The following is a 19,294-nucleotide window of genomic DNA, read 5'->3' as shown; positions in this document are numbered from 1 at the left end:
CGGGACAGTTGGCTGGTGGCCTCGACCCCCCGCTCCCCCGCCCGCCCCCGCAGACCCGTGTGGGCGGGCCGCGACTACTCCCTGCTCACCGCGGCCGCCGTCGTCACCGGCCTGGGCGCGAACGGCTCGCTGATCGCGGCCGCGTTCGCCGTGCTGGAGGCGGGCGGGGACAGCGGGGACGTGGGACTGACGGCCGCCGCCCGCACCCTTCCGCTGGTGGTGTTCCTGCTCATCGGCGGCGCGGTCGCGGACCGGCTGCCCCGGCACCGGGTGATGGTCGCCGCCAACGTCCTCAACTGCCTGTCCCAGGCGGCGTTCGCGGCGCTCGTCCTGACCGGTGATCCTCGGCTGTGGCAGATGATGCTGCTCACCGCGCTGGGCGGCACCGGCCAGGCGTTCTTCGGTCCGGCCGCCGAGGGCATGCTCATGTCCTCCGTCAAGGGCGAGCAGGCCGGCCGGGCGTTCGCGGTCTTCCGGATGGCCACCCAGGGTGCGGCCCTCGGCGGCGCGGCGCTCGGCGGCGCCCTGGTCGCGGCCGTCGGTCCCGGCTGGGTGCTCGCGGCCGACGCGGCGGCCTTCGCCGTCGCCGCGGCGCTGCGCTCCTTCCTCGACGTCGGCCACCTCGCGCCACGCCCGCCGGGCGGGGGCCTGTCGGCCGATCTCCGGGAGGGCTGGCGGGAGTTCGCCGGCCGTCCCTGGCTGTGGGGCATCGTCGTGCAGTTCTCCGTCGCCAACGCGGTGATCGGCGCGGCCGAGTCGGTCTTCGGTCCGCTCGTCGCCCGGGACAGCCTGGGCGGCGCGGGCCCCTGGGGCCTGGCCCTGGCCGCCTTCGGCGCGGGTACGGTGGCCGGCGCCCTGCTGATGACCCGCTGGCAGCCCCGCCGCCTGCTGTTCGCGGGCACGCTGTGCGTGTTCCCCCTGGCCCTGCCCGCCGCCGCGCTGGCGATACCGGTGCCGCCGGGCGTGCTGTACGGGGTGATGTTCGCCGCGGGTACGACGGTGGAGGTGTTCGGGGTCTCCTGGATGACCGCGCTGCACCAGGAGATACCCGAGGACATGCTCTCCCGGGTGTCGGCCTACGACTGGTTCGGCTCGGTCTCCCTGATGCCGCTCGCCACCGCCCTGGCCGGCCCGGCCGAGGCCGCCGTGGGCCGTACGGCCGCCCTGTGGGGCTGTGCGGCTCTGGTGGTCCTGGTCACCGCGCCGGTGCTGCTGATCCCGGACGTGCGCCGACTGACCCGGCGCACCCACCGGGTCGCCGCCGCGGCCGTGTCAGCCGATGCCGAACGCCCCGTCGGGGGGCTCGGGTGAGGGTACGGCGTCGGCGTCCCGCACCGGGCGCGCCGAACCGGTGAACCGCCGTACCGCCGCTCCGTGTTCGACGCGCGCCGGGAAGGCGTCGGCGGCGGTGCGCCGGGCCAGCGCGGCGGTGTCGAGGGGCCGGTGGGAGGCCGCGACCACCACGTTGCCGAACCGCCGTCCGCGCAGCACCGCCGGCTCGGCGATCAGCGCCACCTCCTCGAACACCGCCGCGAAGGTGGCCAGTTGGGAGCGCAGAAAGGCGAACGGGGTGGCGTCGGCGAGGTTGGCCAGATAGACCCCGTCCGGCCGCAGCACCCGCTCGGCCGTGCGGACGTAGGCGAGGGTGGTGAGGTGGGCGGGCACCCGGGAACCGCCGAACACGTCGGCGACCAGCACGTCGGCCCGGTCGTCCGGCGCGGCCTCCAGCCAGGCCCGGGCGTCGGCCGCGTGCAGCGCGATGCCCGAACCGGACGGCAGCGGCAGCTGTTCGGTGACCAGTTCCAGCAGCCCACGGTCCGCCTCGACGACGTCCTGCCGGGACCCGGGCCGGGTGGCGGCCACATACCTCGGCAGGGTCAGCGCGCCGCCGCCCAGGTGCACCACGTCCAGCGCCCGCCCGGCCTCGGCCACCGTGTCCAGGACATGCCCCAGCCGCCGGGCGTACTCGAACTCCAGGTACGCCGGGTCGTCCAGGTCCACGTACGACTGCGGGGCCCCGTCGACCGTGAGCAGCCACGCACGCTCCCGGTCCACGTCGGGCATCAGCCGGGCGGTGCCGTGGTCGGTGGTGCGGGAGACGGGTATCGATGCGTTCACCCGGCCATTGTCGGCCCCGCGGCCGTACGCCACCGCACGCCCCGGGCGGCGCCGGTCCGCCGTCGCCGCCAGCCCGGCAGGGCGGGGGAGTTCGGTTCATACGCCGATCACACAGGTGCGTCGGTTAGTGTCTGCGGATGCTCGATGCCAACCGCTCTGGCACCGCCCCGGCCTCTCCCCCGGCCCTCGCTCCGGCCGCCCCCGGCGCCGCGGCCGCGCTGCCCCGCGCCGGGTTCGCCGTGCGCTGCACCCGTCTGCTGCTGTCTCCCTACGCCCGGCTGTCCCTGCTGGTCGCGCTGCTGGCGGGCGGGGCGGCGGGGGTGCTGGTGTGCGAACCGCAGCGGCTGCTGACGCACGGCTGGCCGCCGCAGCTCGGCGGGGCCGCGGCGGCCCTCGTGTTCGCGGCGGCGTACGGACTGTGCACCGTGGTGTTCGTGCCGCGCCCCCTGCTGAACCTGGCCGCGGGCGCGATGTTTGGCTCCCAGGTGGGGCTGGCGACGGCCCTCGCGGGCACGGTGCTCGGGGCCGGGGTGGCGTTCGGGCTGGGCCGGGCGCTCGGCCAGGACGCGCTGCGTCCGCTGCTGCGGGGCCGCTGGCTGAAGGCTGCCGACGGGCAGCTCAGCCGGCACGGGCTGCGGTCCATGCTGGCCCTCCGGCTGTTCCCGGGCGTGCCGTTCTGGGCGGCGAACTACTGCGCGTCCGTCTCCCGCATGGGCTGGCTGCCCTTCCTGCTGGCCACCGCCCTCGGCTCGATCCCGAACACGGCCGCCTACGCGGTGGCCGGCGCCCGTGCCTCGACGCCGACCTCCTTCGCCTTCCTGATCGCGATGGCCTGCATCGCCGTACCGGCCCTGGTGGGCACGGTGGTCGCCTGGCGCAAGCGGCACCGGCTGCGCGCCGGGTGAGCCGTCGCGGCCGTCCGAGCAGCCGTCCGGAGAGGGGGGTCCGATGTGGTCCAGCGTCATCGCGGTGGCCGGCACGCTGCTCGGCGGCGCGCTGACCGGGCTGCTCCAGCTGCGGCGGGAGCGGGCCGCCCGGGACGAGCGCCGGGCGGAGGCGCTGCGCGCGGCGCTGGGCGAGCTGGTGGCGGCCCTGGGTGACCACCGGCGGGCCCTGTGGCACCGCGAGGAACTGGTGCTGAGCGGCGCGGACCCGGGGGCCGTGGAAGCGGCCCGGGCCGAGACCCGCGCCACCCGCTCCGCCGTGACCTCCCCGTTGGTCGCGGTCTGCGTCCTCGAACCGGCGCTCGCCGAACCGGCCCGCCGGGCGGCCCTGGCCGCGTTCGCCCTCCGCGACGCCCCTGACCGCACGGAGCTGGCCGCCCGCCGGGAGGCCGCGATCACGGCCACCGACGACCTGGTCGCCGCGGCGGGACGGGCGATGGCTCCGTGAGCGGACGGGGGCCGCTGTCCGGGCGCACCGCCCGGCGACCCGGCGCCGGGCGACGCCGGGCCCCGCGCCTCCGCCGCAGCCCGGGCGCCCATTCCCGGTGGCCGCACCGGCCATGACACCGGTGCGTGCGCTCACACCCGGCACCCCCGCCCGGCACACCGCTCACCCCACCCCGAGCCGCCGGACGTCTCGGCGAGGCCACCACCGCACCAGTGCGGGCCCGCTGGACCGCCAGGACCTCCGGACCAACCAGCCCAACGGCCCCGGCGACAACCGCGCCGGGCACGTGCGCTCACGCCCAGCACCCCCAACCGCCATCACCCGCCCGGCACACCGCTCACCCCACCCCGAGCCGCCGGACGTCTCGGCGAGGCCGCCACCGCACCACCGGTGCGGGCCCGCGGGACCGCCAGGACATCCGGCGCGACGGCTTCGGCGGCGGCTGCGCCTTCGTCCGCCTCGTGGCCGACGGGTTCGCGGCCTTCCCGGCCGCCCTCGCCGGTCGCGTCCTCATCGCGGGTGCGGCCCCGCCGATGTGGCCGTGCGTCACCGGAGGTGTCCGCCGTCCTCAGACCCCCTCAAGGATCATCGCGTTGGCGAGGCCGCCCGCCTCGCACATGGTCTGGAGGGCGTAGCGGGCGCCGCGTTCGCGCATGGCGTGGACCAGGGTCGTGGTCAGCCGGGTGCCGCTCGCGCCGAGTGGATGGCCGAGGGCGATGGCGCCGCCGTGCACATTGACCTTGGCGAGGTCGGCGCCCGTCTCCTGCTGCCAGGCGAGGACCACGCTGGCGAAGGCCTCGTTGACCTCGAACAGGTCGATGTCGTCGAGCCTCAGCCCCGCCCGGCGCAGCACCTTGTCGGTCGCGGGGACCACCCCGGTCAGCATCAGCAGCGGGTCGGAGCCGGTCACCGCGAAGCTGTGCAGCCGGGCGAGCGGGCGCAGACCGAGCCGGGCCGCGGTGTCGCCGGAGGTGATCAGAACGGCGGAGGCGCCGTCGTTGACGGGGCTGGCGTTGCCGGCGGTGACGTTCCACTCGATCTGCGGGAAGCGCTCGGCGAAGCCGGGGTCGTAGTAGGCGGGCTTGAGCCCGGCGAGGATCTCGGGGGTGCTGCCGGGCCGTACGCACTCGTCGCGGGCGACGCCGTCCAGCGGCGCGATCTCGGCGTCGAACAGTCCCGCCTGCCACGCGGCGGCGGCCTTGTGGTGGGAGGAGACGGCGAACTCGTCCATCCGCGCCCGGCTGAGGGACCACTTGGCGGCGATGAGTTCCGCGCTGATCCCCTGCGGGACCAGCCCCTCCGGATAGCGCTCGGCGATGCCGGGACCGAACGGGTCGCTGCCCGCGGGCACGTTGGACCACATCGGCACCCGGCTCATCGACTCCACGCCGCAGGCGACGACGAGGTCGTACGCGCCCGACATGACGCCCTGCGCGGCGAAGTGCACGGCCTGCTGGGAGGACCCGCACTGGCGGTCCACGGTGGTCGCGGGCACCGACTCGGGGAAACCGGCGGTCAGGAGGGCGTACCGGGTGGTGTTCATGGCCTGCTCGCCGACCTGGTCGACGGTGCCGCCGATGACGTCGTCGATCAGCGCCGGGTCGACGCCGGAGCGGTCGACCAGGGCGCGCAGGGTGTGCGCGAGGAGTCGCACGGGGTGGACGTGGGCGAGGGACCCGTTGGGCTTGCCCTTGCCGACGGGGGTGCGTACGGCTTCGACGATGACTGCGTCTCGCATGGTGCGGGCCTCCTTGGCCACTCTGGCCGCCCTGGCCGCCCCGGGGGGCGATGCGCCGGTTACTGGTGAGTTGGAAAACTGGACCCACCATAGCCCGCAAGGTTGGAAAAACAAACCCTCCTCTAGACTGGCGTCATGGCCGCCACGAAGGACCCGCGCCCCTGCTCGATCGCCGACACCCTCGCGCTGGTCGGTGAGAAGTACTCCCTGCTCGTCCTGCGGGAGGTGTGCCTGGGCAACGGCCGCTTCGACCAGCTCGTGCGCAACATCGGCGCCCCGCGCGACATCCTGGCCGCCCGGCTGCGCCGGCTCGTGGAGGCCGGCATCCTCACCAAACGCCTGTACAGCGAGCGCCCCCGGCGCTTCGAGTACCGGCCCACGCAGGCCGGGCTGGAACTGGAGCCGGTGCTGCTGACCCTCAGGGAGTGGGGCGACCGCCACCTGCGCCAGGGCGTCGGCCTGCCCATGGCCGTCGAGCACAGCTGCGGCGCCGAACTGGTGTCGGTCGTCACCTGCCGGGCCTGCGGTGACACCGTGCGCCACGAGGACCTGACGGCGCGTCCGCAGACCCCGGGCTGGACCCTGTCCGGGCCGGCGACCGCGTGAGGTCACCGGGACCGGGGTCCGTCAGAAGTGCTCGACCAGGTCCGTGAAGCGTTCCACGGACAGCAGCCGTTCGGTGGTCTCGGGGAACGGGTGGTGTTCGAGCACCCAGGTGTCGGGGTGCGGTACGTACACCGCGCCGAGCCCGGCGGCGAGCGCCGGCACGATGTCGGACTTCGGGGAGTTGCCGATCATCCACGTCCGCGCGGTGTCGGCCTTCAGGTCCTCGACCACCGTGGCGTAGGTCTCGACGGTCTTCTCGGGCACGATCACGATCCGCTCGAACAGCGGGCCCAGCCGGGAGCGTTCCACCTTCGCCGCCTGCTCCTCGTGGTCGCCCTTGGTCAGCAGCACCAGCCGGTGCCGGCTGCGCAGACTGCCCAGCGTCTCCTCCACCCCCGCGATCAGCACCGGCTCCTGGCGCAGGATGCGCTCGCCCAGCTCGGCGATCGCCTTGCCGTGGTCCTCGGTCGCCCGCACCTCGTGCACCCGCTCGTAGCAGTCGTGCAGGCTGCGTACGAAGCTTTTCGCGCCGTACCCGTACACCCGGCAGTTCTCCCGCTCGACGTCGTCGAGGATCTGCCGCAACTCGGCCCGCGAGAGCGATTCATGACCGAGCAGGTCGAGGAACTCCTCGATCGCCCGCTCGAAGTAGATGTTGTTCTCCCATAACGTGTCGTCCCCGTCGACGAGAAGACAGTGATCGATCCGCACGAAGACCTCCCGGCCGCGTCGTAACCCTCGGGCGCGTCCCATTACACCAGTCGCGCCCGGGGGCGGAGGCCGAAGTGGGCCGCCCCTGTTGCCGTGCACTCGGCCGGGCCCGCTAACCTTCCTTCGTCACATGATCACCCTTTCTCCTTTCAGCACTTGGACGCCATACCTTCATGTCTTGGTTTGAATCCCTCGTCCTCGGACTCGTCCAAGGGCTGACCGAGTTCCTGCCCGTCTCCTCCAGCGCGCACCTGCGGCTCACCGCCGCGTTCTCCGGCTGGGACGACCCGGGCGCGGCCTTCACGGCGATCACCCAGATCGGCACCGAGACCGCGGTGCTCATCTACTTCCGCAAGGACATCGGCCGGATCATCGCGTCCTGGTTCCGCTCGCTGTTCGACAAGTCGATGCGCGGGAACCACGACGCGCAGATGGGCTGGCTGGTGATCGTCGGCTCGATCCCCATCGGCCTGCTGGGCGTGACGCTGAAGGACCAGATCGAGGGACCGTTCCGCGATCTGCGGGTCACCGCGACGATGCTCCTCGTCGTCGGCGTGGTCATCGGCATCGCCGACCGGCTGGCGGCCCGCGACGAGACCGGCCGCCGGCACCGGGCGCCCAAACAGCGCAAGACGCTGGAGAACCTGGGCATCAAGGACGGCCTGATCTTCGGTCTCTGCCAGGCCTGCGCGCTCATCCCCGGCGTCTCCCGCTCCGGCGCGACCATCAGCGGCGGCCTGTTCATGGGCTACAAGCGGGAGGCCGCGGCCCGCTACTCCTTCCTGCTCGCCATCCCGGCCGTGCTCGCCTCCGGTGCCTTCGAGGTGAAGGACTCGCTGAGCGAGGGCCATGTGGACTGGGCGCCGACCCTGTTCGCGACGGTCATCGCGTTCGCCTCGGGCTACGCGGTCATCGCGTGGTTCATGAAGTGGATCTCCAACAAGAGCTTCATGCCGTTCGTCTGGTACCGCGTCGCCCTCGGAGTGGTCATCATCGCGCTGGTCAGCGCGGGGGTGCTGAGTCCTCACGCGGCCGAGTCGGCGGGGTGAGGCCGCAGGGAGCGGCACGACTGCCCGCTGTCGGGGACGAGCGTCGACTCGCGGAACTCGCTGCGCCTCCCGCCTCACATACTTGATCATCTCCCCGTCGTCTCCCACTCTCCGCAAGCTGAAGGCTCCCCGCGATCAGGACGCGCGGGGGGCCTTCCCTTTGCCGATCACCGCCCTGGTGAGCATGGGCGTCCTGAGCCCGCACGCGCCGAATCGGCCGGGCAGCGGGCCGGCCAGGGGTGCCGCGGTCAGCCGGGAGCCGGCCGCCGGCTCGCGATCCCGGGCAGCCGGGGGCCGGGCACGGCACGGTCGCGCGCACCGGCGGGGTGGGACCCTCCGGTCCTGTCGGATCCGCACAGCCGGCACCGGATGCGGTCCAGCCGGGACAGGCGCCCCTTGGCGTCGTACTGGTAGTCGTCGCGCACGGATCCCCGGCAGCCGTCGGTGACACACGGTGCCGCCCCGGAGAGGTGCCCGTACGGGCTGGAGCGGAGGGTGCCGGTGTTGCACTCCAGGCACGGGAACGGGTGGAGTCCCTCGTCGTTGACGACGTAGGTGATCATTTCCGGCAGGTGGCAGTTCGGGCAGACAGCGGCCATGGGGCGTGCTCTCCTTCGGCAGAGCCACACGAGTGGCATGTCGCCAACGAGCGCTCCCGGGGCCCGGTCACCCGGTACCGCCCGTGGTGCGCGCGGCCGCGCCGGTTTCGGACATCTTCCCCGCGCCCGTGACCCGCCCGTGACCTGCGCACCGCCCGGCGGGGAGGCGGCGGGCGCCCGGCAGCACACGGCCACGGACGGACGACCGGGCGGCAGCGGTGACCAACGCGTCACCGTCTGCGTAGCCGGCCGGTAGCGCAGGGTCAGTGCTTGGGCCTAGGCTGTGCCGCATGTCCCCGGATTCCCCGCCCCCTGGTTCCGCGCGCTCCGCCGCCGAGCTGAACGAGCGGATCAGAGCGCTGTGGCTGCGCGCGGGCGGCACCCTGTCGGCCCAGGAGCGCGCCGAGTACGAGCTGCTGGTGATCGAGTGGGCCGCCGCCGTCCGCGGCCGGGTCATCGAGGCGGCCTGAGCCCGCGCCCCCGGAACGACCCCGCCGCCCTGCTACGCCCGCAGGTGCGCGAGCACCTCGTCGGCCACCGGGTACGGCCGCTCCCGGGGCAGCAGCGCCTTCGCCCGCTCCTCCTCGCCCGCCCGTACCAGCGCGTGGATCTCCCGGGTCAGCGGGGTGACGTCCTCGATGCCGACGGTCCACTCGTCCGCGAACCGGGCCGCCGCCTCCCCCGCGAGGCCGAGCTGCAAGGACCGGTACGGCAGCGGGGCGTGGCGCAGGTCCCGCTCCGGGTCCCACTGCACCCGGGCCGGGCTGCGCGCCAACTCCCGTTTCCAGGCGGCCGGGTCCGGGTGCAGGGCGGGGACGTAGTGGGACAGGCAGGCGTGGCGCAGGGCCCAGTCGAAGCCCTCGCGGGTGATCTCCACGGCGAGGACGGTCTCCTGGTCCTCCTTGGTGCCCCAGCCGCAGCGGTACATCATCCACAGGAACGACGGCTTGACCCAGGTCATCCGGTCCCGCTTCCAGGCGGACGGGAAGCGTCCGGTGCGGGCGGCGGCCCGGCCGATCTCCGGGCGGTAGGCCTGGTAGACGGTGACGGTGGTGTCCGTGTGCCGGGCACGGATGCGGAACTTCGGCTCGGTCGCGGCGGCTTGTGCGTTCACGGGGACAGGTTCGGCCGCGGCGCCGGTTCCGCACCACCGAATATTCACTCCGCAGGCCTCTTGGCTCCGGGCCCGCCGTGGCCAACACTTGGGCGATGACGCAGCGTGCGGAGTTCGCGACCGTGAGGGACCGGCTGGCCGTGGACGACCTGGTCACCGCGTACGCGGTGGCGCTGGACGACGGCGACTGGACGGCGTACCACCGGCTGTTCACGGCGGACGGACGGGCCGACTACCGTTCGGCAGGCGGCATCGAGGGCGACGCGGAGCGGGTCGCCGCCTGGCTCGCCGGGAACCTGGCCCGGTTCGCCGTGCGGCAGCACCTGATCGTCAACCGGCGAGTGCGGTTCGGCGTGCTGGAGCACGACGCCGGTGACACCGCCCGGGTGGGCGCCGACTACCTCAACCCCCTGCGCCTCGACGGCGCCACCGGTTCCGCCGCCCCTGACCTCGTGTGCGGCGGACGGTTCGACTTCGGTCTGCTGCGCACCCCGGACGGCTGGCGCCTGCGTGAGGTGGTCGTCCACGAGAAGTGGCGCCGTTCGTCCGGCCCCCTGTGACCGCCGGCCGGCCGCGCACGCGCACGCCCCCGGACCCGCCGCGCACACTGGAGTCATCGGCTGGGTAGGGAGGCTCCCTATGAGGACGATCGACCGCTCGCTGACCTCCCCCTGGCGCCGCTCGGCCGCCGCCGCCCTGTGCGGCGCGCTGCCCGTGCTCGCGTTTCCGGCCCCTTCCCTGTGGTGGTGGGCGTACGTCGCCCTGGTGCCGTGGATCCTGCTGGTCCGCTCGGCGCCGACCGGGCGGCGGGCCGCGTACGACGGCTGGTGCGGCGGCTTCGGCTTCCTGCTGGCCGTGCACCACTGGCTGCTGCCGAGCCTGCACGTGTTCCTCTTCCTGATAGCCGCGCTGCTGGGCGTGGTGTGGATGCCGTGGGGATGGCTGGTGCGCCGGTTGCTCGGCGGGCGGCCGTCGGCAGGCCGGGGTGCCGCCGCGCTGCTGGTCGTGCCGTCGGCCTGGCTCGCGGTGGAGCTGGTGCGGTCCTGGCAGGGGCTCGGCGGGCCGTGGGGCATGCTGGGCGCCAGCCAGTGGCAGGTCGGCCCGGCGCTGCGGCTGGCGTCGGTCGGCGGGGTGTGGCTGCTCAGCTTCCTGGTGGTGGCCGTCAATGTGGCGGTGGCCGTGCTGATATCGGTGCCCCGGTCCCGCGTGCCGGCCGTGGCCTCGCTGGCCGCGACGGCCGCCGTGGCGTCGGCCGGGTCGGCGTGGGCGCCCCGCCCCGAAGTGGACGGGCGGGCGCGGATCGCCGTCGTACAGCCGGGCGTCGTCACCGGGCGGGACAGCGCCGAGCGGCGGTTCGGCCTGGAGGAGCGGCTGACCCGGCGGCTCGCCGGGCAGGATGTCGACCTGGTGGTGTGGGGCGAGTCCAGCGTCGGCTTCGACCTGGACGACCGGCCCGGCCCGGCCCGGCGGCTGGCGGCGCTGTCCCGGGCGACCGGCGCCGACGTCCTGGTGAACGTGGACGCCCGCCGCTCCGGCCGGCCCGGCATCTACAAGAGCGCGGTGCTGGTCGGACCGGACGGCCCGACCGGCGACCGGTACGACAAGATGCGGCTGGTGCCGTTCGGCGAGTACATACCGGCCCGTTCGCTGCTCGGCTGGGCGACCTCGGTGGGGCGGGCGGCCGGCGAGGACCGGCACCGCGGCACCCGGCAGAGGGTGCTGGACGTCGGGCACGGGCTGCGGGTCGGCCCGCTGATCTGCTTCGAGACGGCGTTCCCGGACATGAGCCGGCACCTCGCCGAGGACGGCGCCGACATCCTCCTCGGCCAGTCGTCCACCTCCAGCTTCCAGCACAGCTGGGCGCCGGAGCAGCACGCCTCGCTGGCCGCGCTGCGCGCCGCCGAGACCGGCCGCCCGATGGTGCACGCCACCCTCACCGGCGTCTCGGCGGTCTACGGCCCGGACGGCCGGCGGCTCGGCCCGTGGCTCGGCACCGGCGCGAGCGGCACGCGGGTGTACGACGTACCGCTCGCGCACGGCGTCACGCCGTACGTCCGCCACGGCGACTGGCCGGTGTACGGCGCGCTGCTGGTGCTGGCCGCGCTGGGGGCGGCCGAGGGGGCGCGGGCGGTCAGGCGGTGCCGTAGCGGCCCTGAACCTCTCGTACCACCCGCTCGCACAGTTCATGGGTCGCCAGCGCGTCCCGGGCACTGAGCACCTGTCCGGCCCGTACGGCGTCGAGGAAGGCGAGGGCGGCCTGCTCGATGCCGCGCTGGCGGGGCACCGGCACCCAGTCGCCGCGCCGGCGCACGGTGGGCTGCCCCTTGTGGTCGATCACCTCGGCGAGGTTGACCACCTGGCGTTTGGTGTCCTGCCCGGACACCTCCAGGACCTCCTCGGTCGAGCCGCTGAGCCGGTTCATCACGCCGAGCGCGGTGAAACCGTCGCCGGCGAGCTGGAGCACGACATGGTGGAGCAGCCCGGCTTCGACGCGGGCGCGCACCGTCACGTCGTCGACCGGGCCGGGTACCAGGAAGCGCAGGGTGTCGACGACGTGGATGAAGTCGTCCAGGATCATCGAGCGGGGTTCCTCGGGCAGCCCGGTCCGGTTCTTCTGCAGGAGGATCAGCTCGCGGGGGTGGTCCAGGCACTGGGCGTACCCGGGGGCGTAGCGGCGGTTGAAGCCGACGGACAGGCAGACGCCGCGTTCTTCGGCGAGGGCGACCAGCCGGGCGGAGTCGGCGAGTTCGTAGGCGAGCGGCTTGTCCACGTACGTGGGGACGCCGGCCTCCAGCAGCCGGGTGACGATCTCCGGGTGGACGGCGGTGGGCGCGTGCACGAAGGCCGCGTCGAGGCCGGCGTCGAGCAGCGAGTCCAGGGTGGTGTGCCGCCGGGCGGGCGGCAGGTGCAGGCTGTCGCCGACCCGGTCCAAGGTGGCGGGGGTGCGGGTGTGGAGGTGCAGGTCGATTCCCGGCTGGGTGCCGAGCACCGGCAGGTACGCCTTCTGCGCGATGTCGCCGAGTCCGATGCAACCGACCTTCACGTGCTCTCCCCTGTGACTGACCTGCGTGCTGTCTGCCGGAAGCATACGGGGGCCGCCGGCCGGCGAGGCCGTCGAAGCCGCGCGGGCAGGCGCCGGCCCGGAGTCCGGCAGGGCCGCGCGACCGTGTCCGGTACGGCGGTGACGGTCCGGCCGTGCTGAGGCGCGAGGCCCCCCGCCGGGTCCCGCTACCGGCACAGCGGCCACTCCTCGTCACCCGGTCCGCCGCCCTCACCGAGCCGTAGCGCCAGCCGACCGATCGCGGACCACACCCCCGCGCCAAAGCCGTCATCGGGGAAGGCGGTCACGGCGCTCCGTGGCAAGGCGCGAAGCCCCCCGCCGGGTCCCGCTACCGGCACAGCGGCCACTCCTCGTCACCCGGTCCGCCGCCCTCACCGAGCCGTAGCGCCAGCCGACCGATCGCAGACCGCACCCCCGCGCCGTAGCCGTCATCGGGGAGGGCGGTCGCGGCGCTGCGGGCGCGGCGCAGATGGCTGCGGGCGGCCTCGGTGCGGCCCAGTTCGGCGTAGTCGGCGGCCAGGCTCAGGTGCAGGGACGGCAAGAAGCCCCGGACGCTGTCCGGGTCGCCGCCCGGACGGCCGTCGGCCAGTTCCTCGGCCGCCGACAACGCCCGCAGGTCCCAGGCGAGTCCGTCCGCCGGGTCGTCGTGGGTGCCGGCGAGATAGTGGGCGAGGGTGCAGCGGTGCAGCGGGTCGCCGTCCTCGCCGATCTCCGCCCACAGGGCCAGGAAGCGGCTGCGGGCCTCCTCGCGGTCGCCGCCGTGGTGCAACATCACGACCTGCCCGATCCGCGTCAGCAGGGCGTCCGGTGCCGCCTGCTCCTGTCGCTCCGCCACGGTGTCCTCCGGGCCGTCGCCAGTCGTTGCCGCTCCCGACGCTATCCGGCGCGGGCCGGTTTCCGGGACAGGCGGCGCCGTGGGGCCCGAGGACCGGTGGCCGGCCGCGGGTGCGTGCCGGCCGGACGCGGTTCTCCGCGCCCCTGGGAGCGCGCCCGGGAAGCGCCCCTGGGGAGCCGCGGCGAGGGCACCCCGGCAGTGGCCCCCACCTGCCCCTCGCTCCCGTCAGCCCAGGTTCGGGATGCGCCAGTCGATCGGCTCGTGTCCCTGCGCGGCGATCGCCTCGTTGATCTGCGTGAACGGGCGGGAGCCGAAGAACTTTTTCGCGGACAGCGGCGAGGGGTGGGCACCCTTGACCACCACGTGCCGGGTCTCGTCGATCAGCGGGAGCTTCTTCTGGGCGTAGTTGCCCCACAGGACGAAGACGGCCGGGTCGGGGCGGGAGACCACCGCGCGGATCACGGCGTCGGTGAACTTCTCCCAGCCCTTGCCCTTGTGCGAGTTGGCCTCGCCGGCCCGGACGGTGAGGACCGCGTTGAGCAGCAGCACGCCCTGCTCGGCCCACGGCATCAGGTAGCCGTTGTCCGGGACGGGCAGGCCCAGTTCCTCGTGCATCTCCTTGTAGATGTTCCGCAGGGAGGGCGGGGTCTTCACCCCGGGGCGGACCGAGAAGCACAGGCCGTGGCCCTGGCCCTCGCCGTGGTACGGGTCCTGGCCGAGGATGAGGACCTTCACCCGGTCGTACGGCGTGGCGTCCAGCGCGGCGAAGACCTCCTCGCGCGGCGGGTAGACGGGGCCCTTCGCCCGCTCTTCCTCGACGAACTCGGTCAGCTCCTTGAAGTAGGGCTGCTGCAGTTCGTCGGCCAGAACCCCGCGCCAGGACTCGGGCAGCATGGCGATGTCGGTCACGTCAACGTCCTCACGATGTCGATCAGGTACCGCGTGCGGTCACTTCAGGATCCGAACCTACAGGCGACCACTGACAACGACTGCCGCGCGGGGTCTCACCAGCTGGTCTTGCGGTGCAGCGTCCACATCATCATGACCGTCGAGGGGTCCAGGGCCTGTTCGCCGCCGGAGATGTCGACGCTGGCCGCCACGAACTGCCGGCCCTGCCACAGCGGGAGCAGCCGGGCGTCGTCCACCAGGATCCGCTGGGCGGCCTCCATGTCCTTGACGGTCCGGGCGCGGTCGCTCTCGGCGCGCGCGTGGGGCAGCAGCCTGCCGGTGATCGCCTTGGCCGGGTAGGGCGTGCCGAGGGCGTTGTGCTCGCCGACGAACGGGGCGATGTAGTCGTCCGCGTCGGGGAAGTCCGGGAACCAGCCGCGTCCGAACACCGGGTACTCGTGGTGCTGGTAGCCGGTCACGAAGTCCTTCCAGGGGCGGCTGCGGAGGGTGATGGTGAACAGGCCGGAGCCGTCCAGCTGCCGCTTCAGTTCCTTGAACATCAGGCCGGTCTCGGAGCCGTAGCGGTCGGTGGCGTACCAGAGGGTGAGCGGGACCCGCCGGGTGATGCCGGCCTCGGAGAGGAGGGTGCGGGCCTTGGTGACGCTCGGTTCGCCGTAGTCGTCGAAGAAGCCGGTGGTGTGACCGGTCAGACCCTTGGGGACCATGGAGTACAACGGGTCGACGGTGTCCTTGTAGACCTTGTGCGCGATGGCGCCCCGGTCCACGAGCTGGGCGACGGCCTTGCGGACGGCGGTCCGCCCGGCCCAGGGGTCCCCGGGGTTGAACACCAGGTAGCTGATGTCGGTGCCGGCGCCGTCGACCAGTTGCAGTTCGTCGTCGTCGTGTTCCTGGAGCGCCACGATGTCGTCGGCGGCGAGTCCGCGGTAGGTGACGTCTATGCGCTTGTCGCGCAGCGCCTCGACCATGCCGGCGGAGTCCTTGAAGTAGCGGATGGTCACCGCGTCGTTCCGCCGCTTGGCGAAGCCCTGGTAGGACTCGTTGCGCTCCAGGACGGCCCGCTCCCCCTCCTCGTAGGACCGCAGCTCGTACGGCCCGGAGCCGTGCACGTCGGTGTCCTTGCGCAGGGCGTCCGCCGGGTAGTCGTCCGGGTCGACCAGGGACATGGCGGGGGTGGCCAGCACGAACGGGAAGGTGGCGTCGGGCCTGTTCAGGTGGAAGACGATGTCGCGGTCGCCGGAGGTCTCCACCCGGTCCAGGCTGCCGAGCAGTCCGGCGGGGCCGCCGGGGGCGTCGATGGCTCGGATGCGGTCGATGGAGTGCCGGACGGCGTCGGCGGTGAGCGGGTCGCCGTCGGAGAACTTCAGGCCGGCGCGCAGCTCGCAGTGGTAGGTGCGGCTCGTGGAGTCGGTGAAGGCGCAGGTCCGGGCGGCGTCGGGCTGGGGGGTGGTGGCGCCGTTCGGGTAGGCGAGGAGCGTCTGGAAGATGTTGCGGTACAGCTCCCAGGAGCCGTCCCAGGCCCCGGCGGGGTCCAGCGTGCTGGGGGTGCTGGTGGTGCCCACGACGATCGGGCCCTGGTCGCCGGGGTCGTCGTCGGAGAGCAGGCCGCAGCCGGCCACCAGGGACAGGGACGCGATCGCCGCGGCTCCTCGCAGGAATCGGTTCCGGTGGGACACGCGCACGCTCCTCGATCCGCCGTACCAAGGGTCGGCAGACCATACCGCAGCGTCCCTGTCCGTGAACCTCCCCTGAACCAGGGCTTGTTGGCCTCTTCGGCGAGGACGACGCCGTGGGTCCGCCGGGCGGGTCGCGGGCGGTCCTCCGGGCGCCCGGTCCGTCCGGCGGACGGGCGCCCGGAGGACCCGGTCAGGACACGCCGGCGTTGAGGAAGATGCCGCCGTCCACGACGAGCGTCTGACCGGTGATCCAGTCGGACTGCCCGGAGGTGAGGAACGCGGCGGCGCCCCCGATGTCGGAGGGCACCCCGAGCCGGGCCAGCGGGTAGGCGGCCGCGGCCTCCTCCTCGCGGCCCTCGTACAGAGCCTGCGCGAACTTGGTCTTGACCACGGCCGGGGCGATCGCGTTGACCCGGACCCGCGGCGCGAACTCGTGCGCCAGCTGCTGGGTCAGGTTGATCATCGCGGCCTTGCTCACGCCGTACGCGCCGATGAACGGCGAGGCCGACAGGCCGGCGACCGAGGCGATGTTGACGATCGCGCCGCCGTTGTCCTTCTGCCAGGCGTGCCACGTCTTCTGGGCGAAGCCGAGGGCGGAGATCACGTTGGTCTCGAAGACCTTGCGGGCGACGTCGAGGTCGAGGTCCGCGATCGGGCCGAACACCGGGTTGGTGCCCGCGTTGTTGACGAGGAAGTCGACCCGTCCGAAGGCCTCCATGGTGCGCTCGACGACCTCGGTCTGGTGGCCGAGGTCGTGCGCCTTGCCGGCGACGCCGATGACCCGCTCGGCGCCGAGCCGCTCGACGGCCTCCGTCAGGGCGTCCTCGCCGCGTCCGGTGATGCACACGCGGTCACCGCGGGCGACCAGCGCCTCGGCGACGCCGTAGCCGATGCCGCGGCTGGCGCCGGTGACGATCGCGACCCTGCCGGAGGGCTCCGGGAGTTCAGTCATGTCCGTGCTACCCCTGAATCCCTAGTTGAGCGGTCCGCCGGCGACGTACAGCACCTGGCCGGAGACGAACCCGGCCTCCTCGCCGGTGAAGAAGGCGATGGCGTTGGCGATGTCCTCGGGCTCGCCGACGCGCTGCACCGGGATCTGGCCGGCGGCGGCCTTCTTGAAGTCCTCGAAGTCCATCTTGACGCGGTCGGCGGTGGCCTTGGTCATCTCGGTGGCGATGAAGCCCGGGGCGACGGCGTTGGCGGTGATGCCGAACTTGCCCAGCTCGATGGCGAGGGTCTTGGTGAAGCCCTGCAGACCGGCCTTGGCGGCCGAGTAGTTGACCTGGCCGCGGTTGCCGAGTGCCGAGGAGGAGGAGAGGTTGACGATCCGGCCCCAGCCGGCCTCGACCATGTGCTGCTGCACGGCCTTGGTCATCAGGAACGAACCGCGCAGGTGCACGTTCATGACCGTGTCCCAGTCGGACACGCTCATCTTGAACAGCAGGTTGTCGCGCAGCACGCCCGCGTTGTTGACCAGGATCGTGGGAGCGCCCAGTTCCTCGGCGACGCGGGCGACGGCCGCCTGGACCTGCGCCTCGTCGGAGACGTCCGCGCCGACCGCGACGGCCTTGCCGCCGGCCGCGGTGATCTTTTCGACGGTGTCCTTGCAGGCGGCCTCGTCGAGGTCGATCACGGCGACCGCGCGGCCCTCGGCGGCCAGCCGTACGGCGGTGGCGGCGCCGATGCCGCGCGCCGCGCCGGTGACTACCGCGACCCGCTGTTCATTGGTGGACATGCTGTTTCTCCTCGCCCTTGAGAGAACCTGTCGGACCCTCGGAGAGGACCTCCCGGTGCGGTGAGCGACCGCTTAGTACCTTCTCCACCCGTGACGCTAGAAGCCCTGGCACGCGGTGTCAACGGCAACATCGGCCGGTGTGATCGATTACCTCACCAGGAGATTCAGCAAGCGCTCCGTCTCGGCGGCCGGGTCGGCGGTCAGTCCGGTGTGCACGGGACCGGGCTGGACGATGGTGGAGCGGGGCGCGACCAGCCAGCGGTAGCGGCGCCCCGCGTCGTCGCCGGCCGCCTGTCCGGCCTGCTCGCCGCCCGCGCAGTGCCGCTCGATCGCGGCGAGCGCGGCCCGCACCCCGGCCACGTCGGCGGCCGGGTCCAGGGCCAGCAGCCGGGCCTCGTCCAGGTGGGTGCGGGCGCCGAGGTAGCCCTGGGCGCGGCAGTAGACGACCACGCCCGCGTTGACGCACTCCCCGCGCTCCAGCCGGGGTACGACCCGCAGCAGCGCGTACTCGAACACGTCCCGGTCACCGCCCTGGCCCGCCCGGGTGATGTGCCGTTCGGTGACATGACCGGCCATGTGGATGTGCCGCTCGCTCACTTGCCCTCCTCCGCTCCGGTGCCGAGTCCGGTGATCCGCTCGGCGATGACGGCCGCGCGCGCCAGCAGCGGCCGCGCGTAGGCCCGGCGCAGGCCGTCCGGGGTGTCGAAGCCCGGCTCGCCGTCGAGCCAGACGTCCGGGATCTCGGCGGTGACCTCGGCGAGCAGGTCCTCGGTGACCCGGGGGGCGAGGTCGGCCGCGGCGGCGCGCACGTCCGGGGCGAAGCCGGCGAGGGCGTGGTCGGAGGCGTCGTACGGGCGGGCCGCCGAGGCGTCGGCGCCGGGCCAGTTGTGGTGCCAGATCATCGTGGCGCCGTGGTCGATGAGCCACAACTCCCCTCGGTGCACGAGGAGGTTGGGGTTGCGCCAGGAGCGGTCGACGTTGTTGACCAGCGCGTCGAACCACACGATCCGGCCGGCCTCCTCGGGGCTCACCGGGAAGGCGAGCGGGTCATAGCCGAGGGCGCCGGACAGGAAGTCCATGCCGAGGTTGGTGCCGCCGCTGCCGCGCAGCAGGTCCTGCACCTGCTGCTCGGGCTCGCCGAGTCCGAGGACCGGGTCCACTTCGAGGGTGACCAGCTTGGGCATGCGGAACCCGAGCCGCCGGGCGAGCCCGCCGCACACCACCTCGGCGACCAGGGTCTTGCGGCCCTGCCCCGCACCGGCGAACTTGACGACGTAGGTCCCGAAGTCGTCGCCCTCGACAAGCCCCGGCAACGAGCCGCCCTCACGCAGAGGTGTGATGTAGCGGGTCGCGGTGACTTTTCTCAACATTCCCGAAGGCTCCCGTGCTCACTGACCTTGCGTTCCATGATCGCCTACAGGGGGTTCGGTCCGGGCACGCGTCCACGGCCGGCCACCGGCCTCCGGCATGAAGTGAGCATAGTAACGGTGGGTGACAGCCGGGGAGGAATGCCCGAGCCGCCCGCGGGCACCGGCGCGGCTTCGCCGGCCTCGTCCGCCCGGCGCGCACCAGCACCTCGCGCTCGGCGCCGGGGCCCACGACCGCGCACTCGGAGCGGAACACCGCCGTGCGACCGGGTTCTCCAGGCCCCACCACGGGCGCGCCCCGGCGCAGGCCCTCGCGCGGGACGTCGACGGTGTGGCCGAGCACGCGCTCGGCGACGTTCAGCCGGCCGGTGGAGATCCGCAGGTGAG

At 73.5% G+C, this 19,294-nt stretch carries 21 protein-coding genes; 8 read left to right on the top strand and 13 right to left on the bottom strand.

Translation table 11 applies throughout. The annotated features are described in order from the left end of the window. Positions 1-15: 15 nt before the first annotated feature. Complete coding sequence (locus tag AB0E62_RS20380) at positions 16-1,311, top strand: MFS transporter (protein ID WP_362195286.1); 1,296 nt, start codon at positions 16-18, stop codon at positions 1,309-1,311. Here AB0E62_RS20380 and AB0E62_RS20375 read toward each other — a convergent pair. Beyond that, positions 1,273-2,118, bottom strand: a complete 846-nt coding sequence (locus tag AB0E62_RS20375; RefSeq protein WP_362195283.1) for a fused MFS/spermidine synthase — start codon at positions 2,116-2,118, stop codon at positions 1,273-1,275. The two genes, AB0E62_RS20380 and AB0E62_RS20375, sit on opposite strands and share 39 nt — an antisense overlap. Before the next feature lie 137 nt (positions 2,119-2,255). On the opposite strand from AB0E62_RS20375, the gene AB0E62_RS20370 reads away from it, so the two are divergent. Beyond that, positions 2,256-3,023, top strand: a complete 768-nt coding sequence (locus tag AB0E62_RS20370; protein ID WP_362195274.1) for a VTT domain-containing protein — start codon at positions 2,256-2,258, stop codon at positions 3,021-3,023. A gap of 43 nt (positions 3,024-3,066) precedes the next feature. Continuing rightward, positions 3,067-3,510 (top strand): protein kilB, encoded by a 444-nt coding sequence (locus AB0E62_RS20365; protein ID WP_362195271.1) that lies wholly within the window; start codon positions 3,067-3,069, stop codon positions 3,508-3,510. A 568-nt stretch (positions 3,511-4,078) separates the two neighbouring features. On the opposite strand, the gene AB0E62_RS20360 is transcribed toward AB0E62_RS20365, so the two are convergent. Next, a complete protein-coding gene (locus tag AB0E62_RS20360; RefSeq protein ID WP_362195268.1) occupies positions 4,079-5,248 on the bottom strand; it encodes a thiolase family protein in 1,170 nt (389 codons plus the stop codon). A 135-nt stretch (positions 5,249-5,383) separates the two neighbouring features. On the opposite strand from AB0E62_RS20360, the gene AB0E62_RS20355 reads away from it, so the two are divergent. Further along, the gene (locus tag AB0E62_RS20355) at positions 5,384-5,854 is read left to right on the top strand and encodes a helix-turn-helix domain-containing protein (RefSeq protein ID WP_362195265.1); all 471 of its coding nucleotides are present in this window, start codon (positions 5,384-5,386) and stop codon (positions 5,852-5,854) included. 21 nt (positions 5,855-5,875) lie between these two features. Here the strand turns inward: AB0E62_RS20355 and AB0E62_RS20350 are convergent, their stop codons facing one another. Continuing rightward, positions 5,876-6,565, bottom strand: a complete 690-nt coding sequence (locus tag AB0E62_RS20350; protein WP_362195262.1) for an HAD family hydrolase — start codon at positions 6,563-6,565, stop codon at positions 5,876-5,878. 173 nt (positions 6,566-6,738) lie between these two features. Between AB0E62_RS20350 and AB0E62_RS20345 the strand changes: the two genes are divergently transcribed. Then, entirely contained in the window at positions 6,739-7,614 is an 876-nt protein-coding gene (locus AB0E62_RS20345; protein WP_362195259.1) for an undecaprenyl-diphosphate phosphatase, read from the top strand. 248 nt (positions 7,615-7,862) lie between these two features. Here the strand turns inward: AB0E62_RS20345 and AB0E62_RS20340 are convergent, their stop codons facing one another. Next, on the bottom strand, positions 7,863-8,213 hold the full coding sequence (locus AB0E62_RS20340) for a hypothetical protein (RefSeq protein WP_362195256.1): 351 nt from the start codon (positions 8,211-8,213) through the stop codon (positions 7,863-7,865). A gap of 290 nt (positions 8,214-8,503) precedes the next feature. On the opposite strand from AB0E62_RS20340, the gene AB0E62_RS20335 reads away from it, so the two are divergent. Further along, positions 8,504-8,683 (top strand): hypothetical protein, encoded by a 180-nt coding sequence (locus AB0E62_RS20335; RefSeq protein WP_362195253.1) that lies wholly within the window; start codon positions 8,504-8,506, stop codon positions 8,681-8,683. A 32-nt stretch (positions 8,684-8,715) separates the two neighbouring features. Here AB0E62_RS20335 and AB0E62_RS20330 read toward each other — a convergent pair whose 3' ends face one another. Next, on the bottom strand, positions 8,716-9,327 hold the full coding sequence (locus tag AB0E62_RS20330) for a DUF4291 domain-containing protein (protein WP_362195250.1): 612 nt from the start codon (positions 9,325-9,327) through the stop codon (positions 8,716-8,718). 95 nt (positions 9,328-9,422) lie between these two features. Here AB0E62_RS20330 and AB0E62_RS20325 point away from each other — a divergent pair, with 95 nt between their 5' ends. After that, a complete protein-coding gene (locus AB0E62_RS20325) occupies positions 9,423-9,887 on the top strand; it encodes a nuclear transport factor 2 family protein (protein WP_362195247.1) in 465 nt (154 codons plus the stop codon). A 79-nt stretch (positions 9,888-9,966) separates the two neighbouring features. Further along, positions 9,967-11,541 carry an apolipoprotein N-acyltransferase gene (lnt, locus tag AB0E62_RS20320; RefSeq protein WP_362195244.1) on the top strand — a complete coding sequence of 525 codons (1,575 nt, stop codon included), beginning with the start codon at positions 9,967-9,969 and terminating at the stop codon, positions 11,539-11,541. On the opposite strand, the gene AB0E62_RS20315 is transcribed toward lnt, so the two are convergent. From AB0E62_RS20315 to AB0E62_RS20280, 8 genes are all read right to left on the bottom strand, one after another. Next, complete coding sequence (locus tag AB0E62_RS20315; RefSeq protein WP_362195241.1) at positions 11,459-12,370, bottom strand: Gfo/Idh/MocA family oxidoreductase; 912 nt, start codon at positions 12,368-12,370, stop codon at positions 11,459-11,461. The two genes, lnt and AB0E62_RS20315, sit on opposite strands and share 83 nt — an antisense overlap. A 346-nt stretch (positions 12,371-12,716) precedes the next feature. After that, positions 12,717-13,223 (bottom strand): hypothetical protein, encoded by a 507-nt coding sequence (locus AB0E62_RS20310; protein WP_362195238.1) that lies wholly within the window; start codon positions 13,221-13,223, stop codon positions 12,717-12,719. A gap of 225 nt (positions 13,224-13,448) precedes the next feature. Then, positions 13,449-14,132: a uracil-DNA glycosylase gene (locus AB0E62_RS20305; protein ID WP_362195235.1), complete on the bottom strand. Its 684-nt coding sequence runs from the start codon at positions 14,130-14,132 to the stop codon at positions 13,449-13,451. Positions 14,133-14,227: 95 nt separating this feature from the next. Continuing rightward, entirely contained in the window at positions 14,228-15,805 is a 1,578-nt protein-coding gene (locus tag AB0E62_RS20300; protein ID WP_362195232.1) for an ABC transporter substrate-binding protein, read from the bottom strand. Between the two features lie 190 nt (positions 15,806-15,995). Beyond that, positions 15,996-16,757 (bottom strand): SDR family oxidoreductase, encoded by a 762-nt coding sequence (locus AB0E62_RS20295; RefSeq protein WP_362195229.1) that lies wholly within the window; start codon positions 16,755-16,757, stop codon positions 15,996-15,998. 21 nt (positions 16,758-16,778) lie between these two features. Next, positions 16,779-17,540: a 3-oxoacyl-ACP reductase FabG gene (gene fabG / locus AB0E62_RS20290; RefSeq protein ID WP_362195226.1), complete on the bottom strand. Its 762-nt coding sequence runs from the start codon at positions 17,538-17,540 to the stop codon at positions 16,779-16,781. A 147-nt stretch (positions 17,541-17,687) separates the two neighbouring features. After that, positions 17,688-18,137 carry a DUF3037 domain-containing protein gene (locus AB0E62_RS20285; RefSeq protein WP_362195223.1) on the bottom strand — a complete coding sequence of 150 codons (450 nt, stop codon included), beginning with the start codon at positions 18,135-18,137 and terminating at the stop codon, positions 17,688-17,690. Further along, positions 18,134-18,910 (bottom strand): HipA family kinase, encoded by a 777-nt coding sequence (locus tag AB0E62_RS20280; protein ID WP_362195220.1) that lies wholly within the window; start codon positions 18,908-18,910, stop codon positions 18,134-18,136. Before AB0E62_RS20280 ends, AB0E62_RS20285 begins: the two co-directional genes overlap by 4 nt. Positions 18,911-19,294: the final 384 nt, after the last annotated feature.

It is taken from the genome of Streptomyces sp. NPDC038707, from assembly GCF_040636485.1.
Lineage (GTDB): Bacteria > Actinomycetota > Actinomycetes > Streptomycetales > Streptomycetaceae > Streptomyces.
Note: the sequence above shows the minus strand (reverse complement) of the source record. Positions and strands in the feature narration are given on the sequence as shown.

Coding starts and splice junctions, on each gene's coding strand:
- AB0E62_RS20370 (WP_362195274.1), top strand. CDS start 2,256: ATGCTCGATGCCAACCGCTCTGGCACCGCCCCGGCCTCTCCCCCGGCC.
- AB0E62_RS20365 (WP_362195271.1), top strand. CDS start 3,067: ATGTGGTCCAGCGTCATCGCGGTGGCCGGCACGCTGCTCGGCGGCGCG.
- AB0E62_RS20360 (WP_362195268.1), bottom strand. CDS start 5,248: ATGCGAGACGCAGTCATCGTCGAAGCCGTACGCACCCCCGTCGGCAAG.
- AB0E62_RS20355 (WP_362195265.1), top strand. CDS start 5,384: ATGGCCGCCACGAAGGACCCGCGCCCCTGCTCGATCGCCGACACCCTC.
- AB0E62_RS20345 (WP_362195259.1), top strand. CDS start 6,739: ATGTCTTGGTTTGAATCCCTCGTCCTCGGACTCGTCCAAGGGCTGACC.
- AB0E62_RS20340 (WP_362195256.1), bottom strand. CDS start 8,213: ATGGCCGCTGTCTGCCCGAACTGCCACCTGCCGGAAATGATCACCTAC.
- AB0E62_RS20335 (WP_362195253.1), top strand. CDS start 8,504: ATGTCCCCGGATTCCCCGCCCCCTGGTTCCGCGCGCTCCGCCGCCGAG.
- AB0E62_RS20325 (WP_362195247.1), top strand. CDS start 9,423: ATGACGCAGCGTGCGGAGTTCGCGACCGTGAGGGACCGGCTGGCCGTG.
- lnt (WP_362195244.1), top strand. CDS start 9,967: ATGAGGACGATCGACCGCTCGCTGACCTCCCCCTGGCGCCGCTCGGCC.
- AB0E62_RS20295 (WP_362195229.1), bottom strand. CDS start 16,757: ATGACTGAACTCCCGGAGCCCTCCGGCAGGGTCGCGATCGTCACCGGC.
- fabG (WP_362195226.1), bottom strand. CDS start 17,540: ATGTCCACCAATGAACAGCGGGTCGCGGTAGTCACCGGCGCGGCGCGC.
- AB0E62_RS20280 (WP_362195220.1), bottom strand. CDS start 18,910: ATGTTGAGAAAAGTCACCGCGACCCGCTACATCACACCTCTGCGTGAG.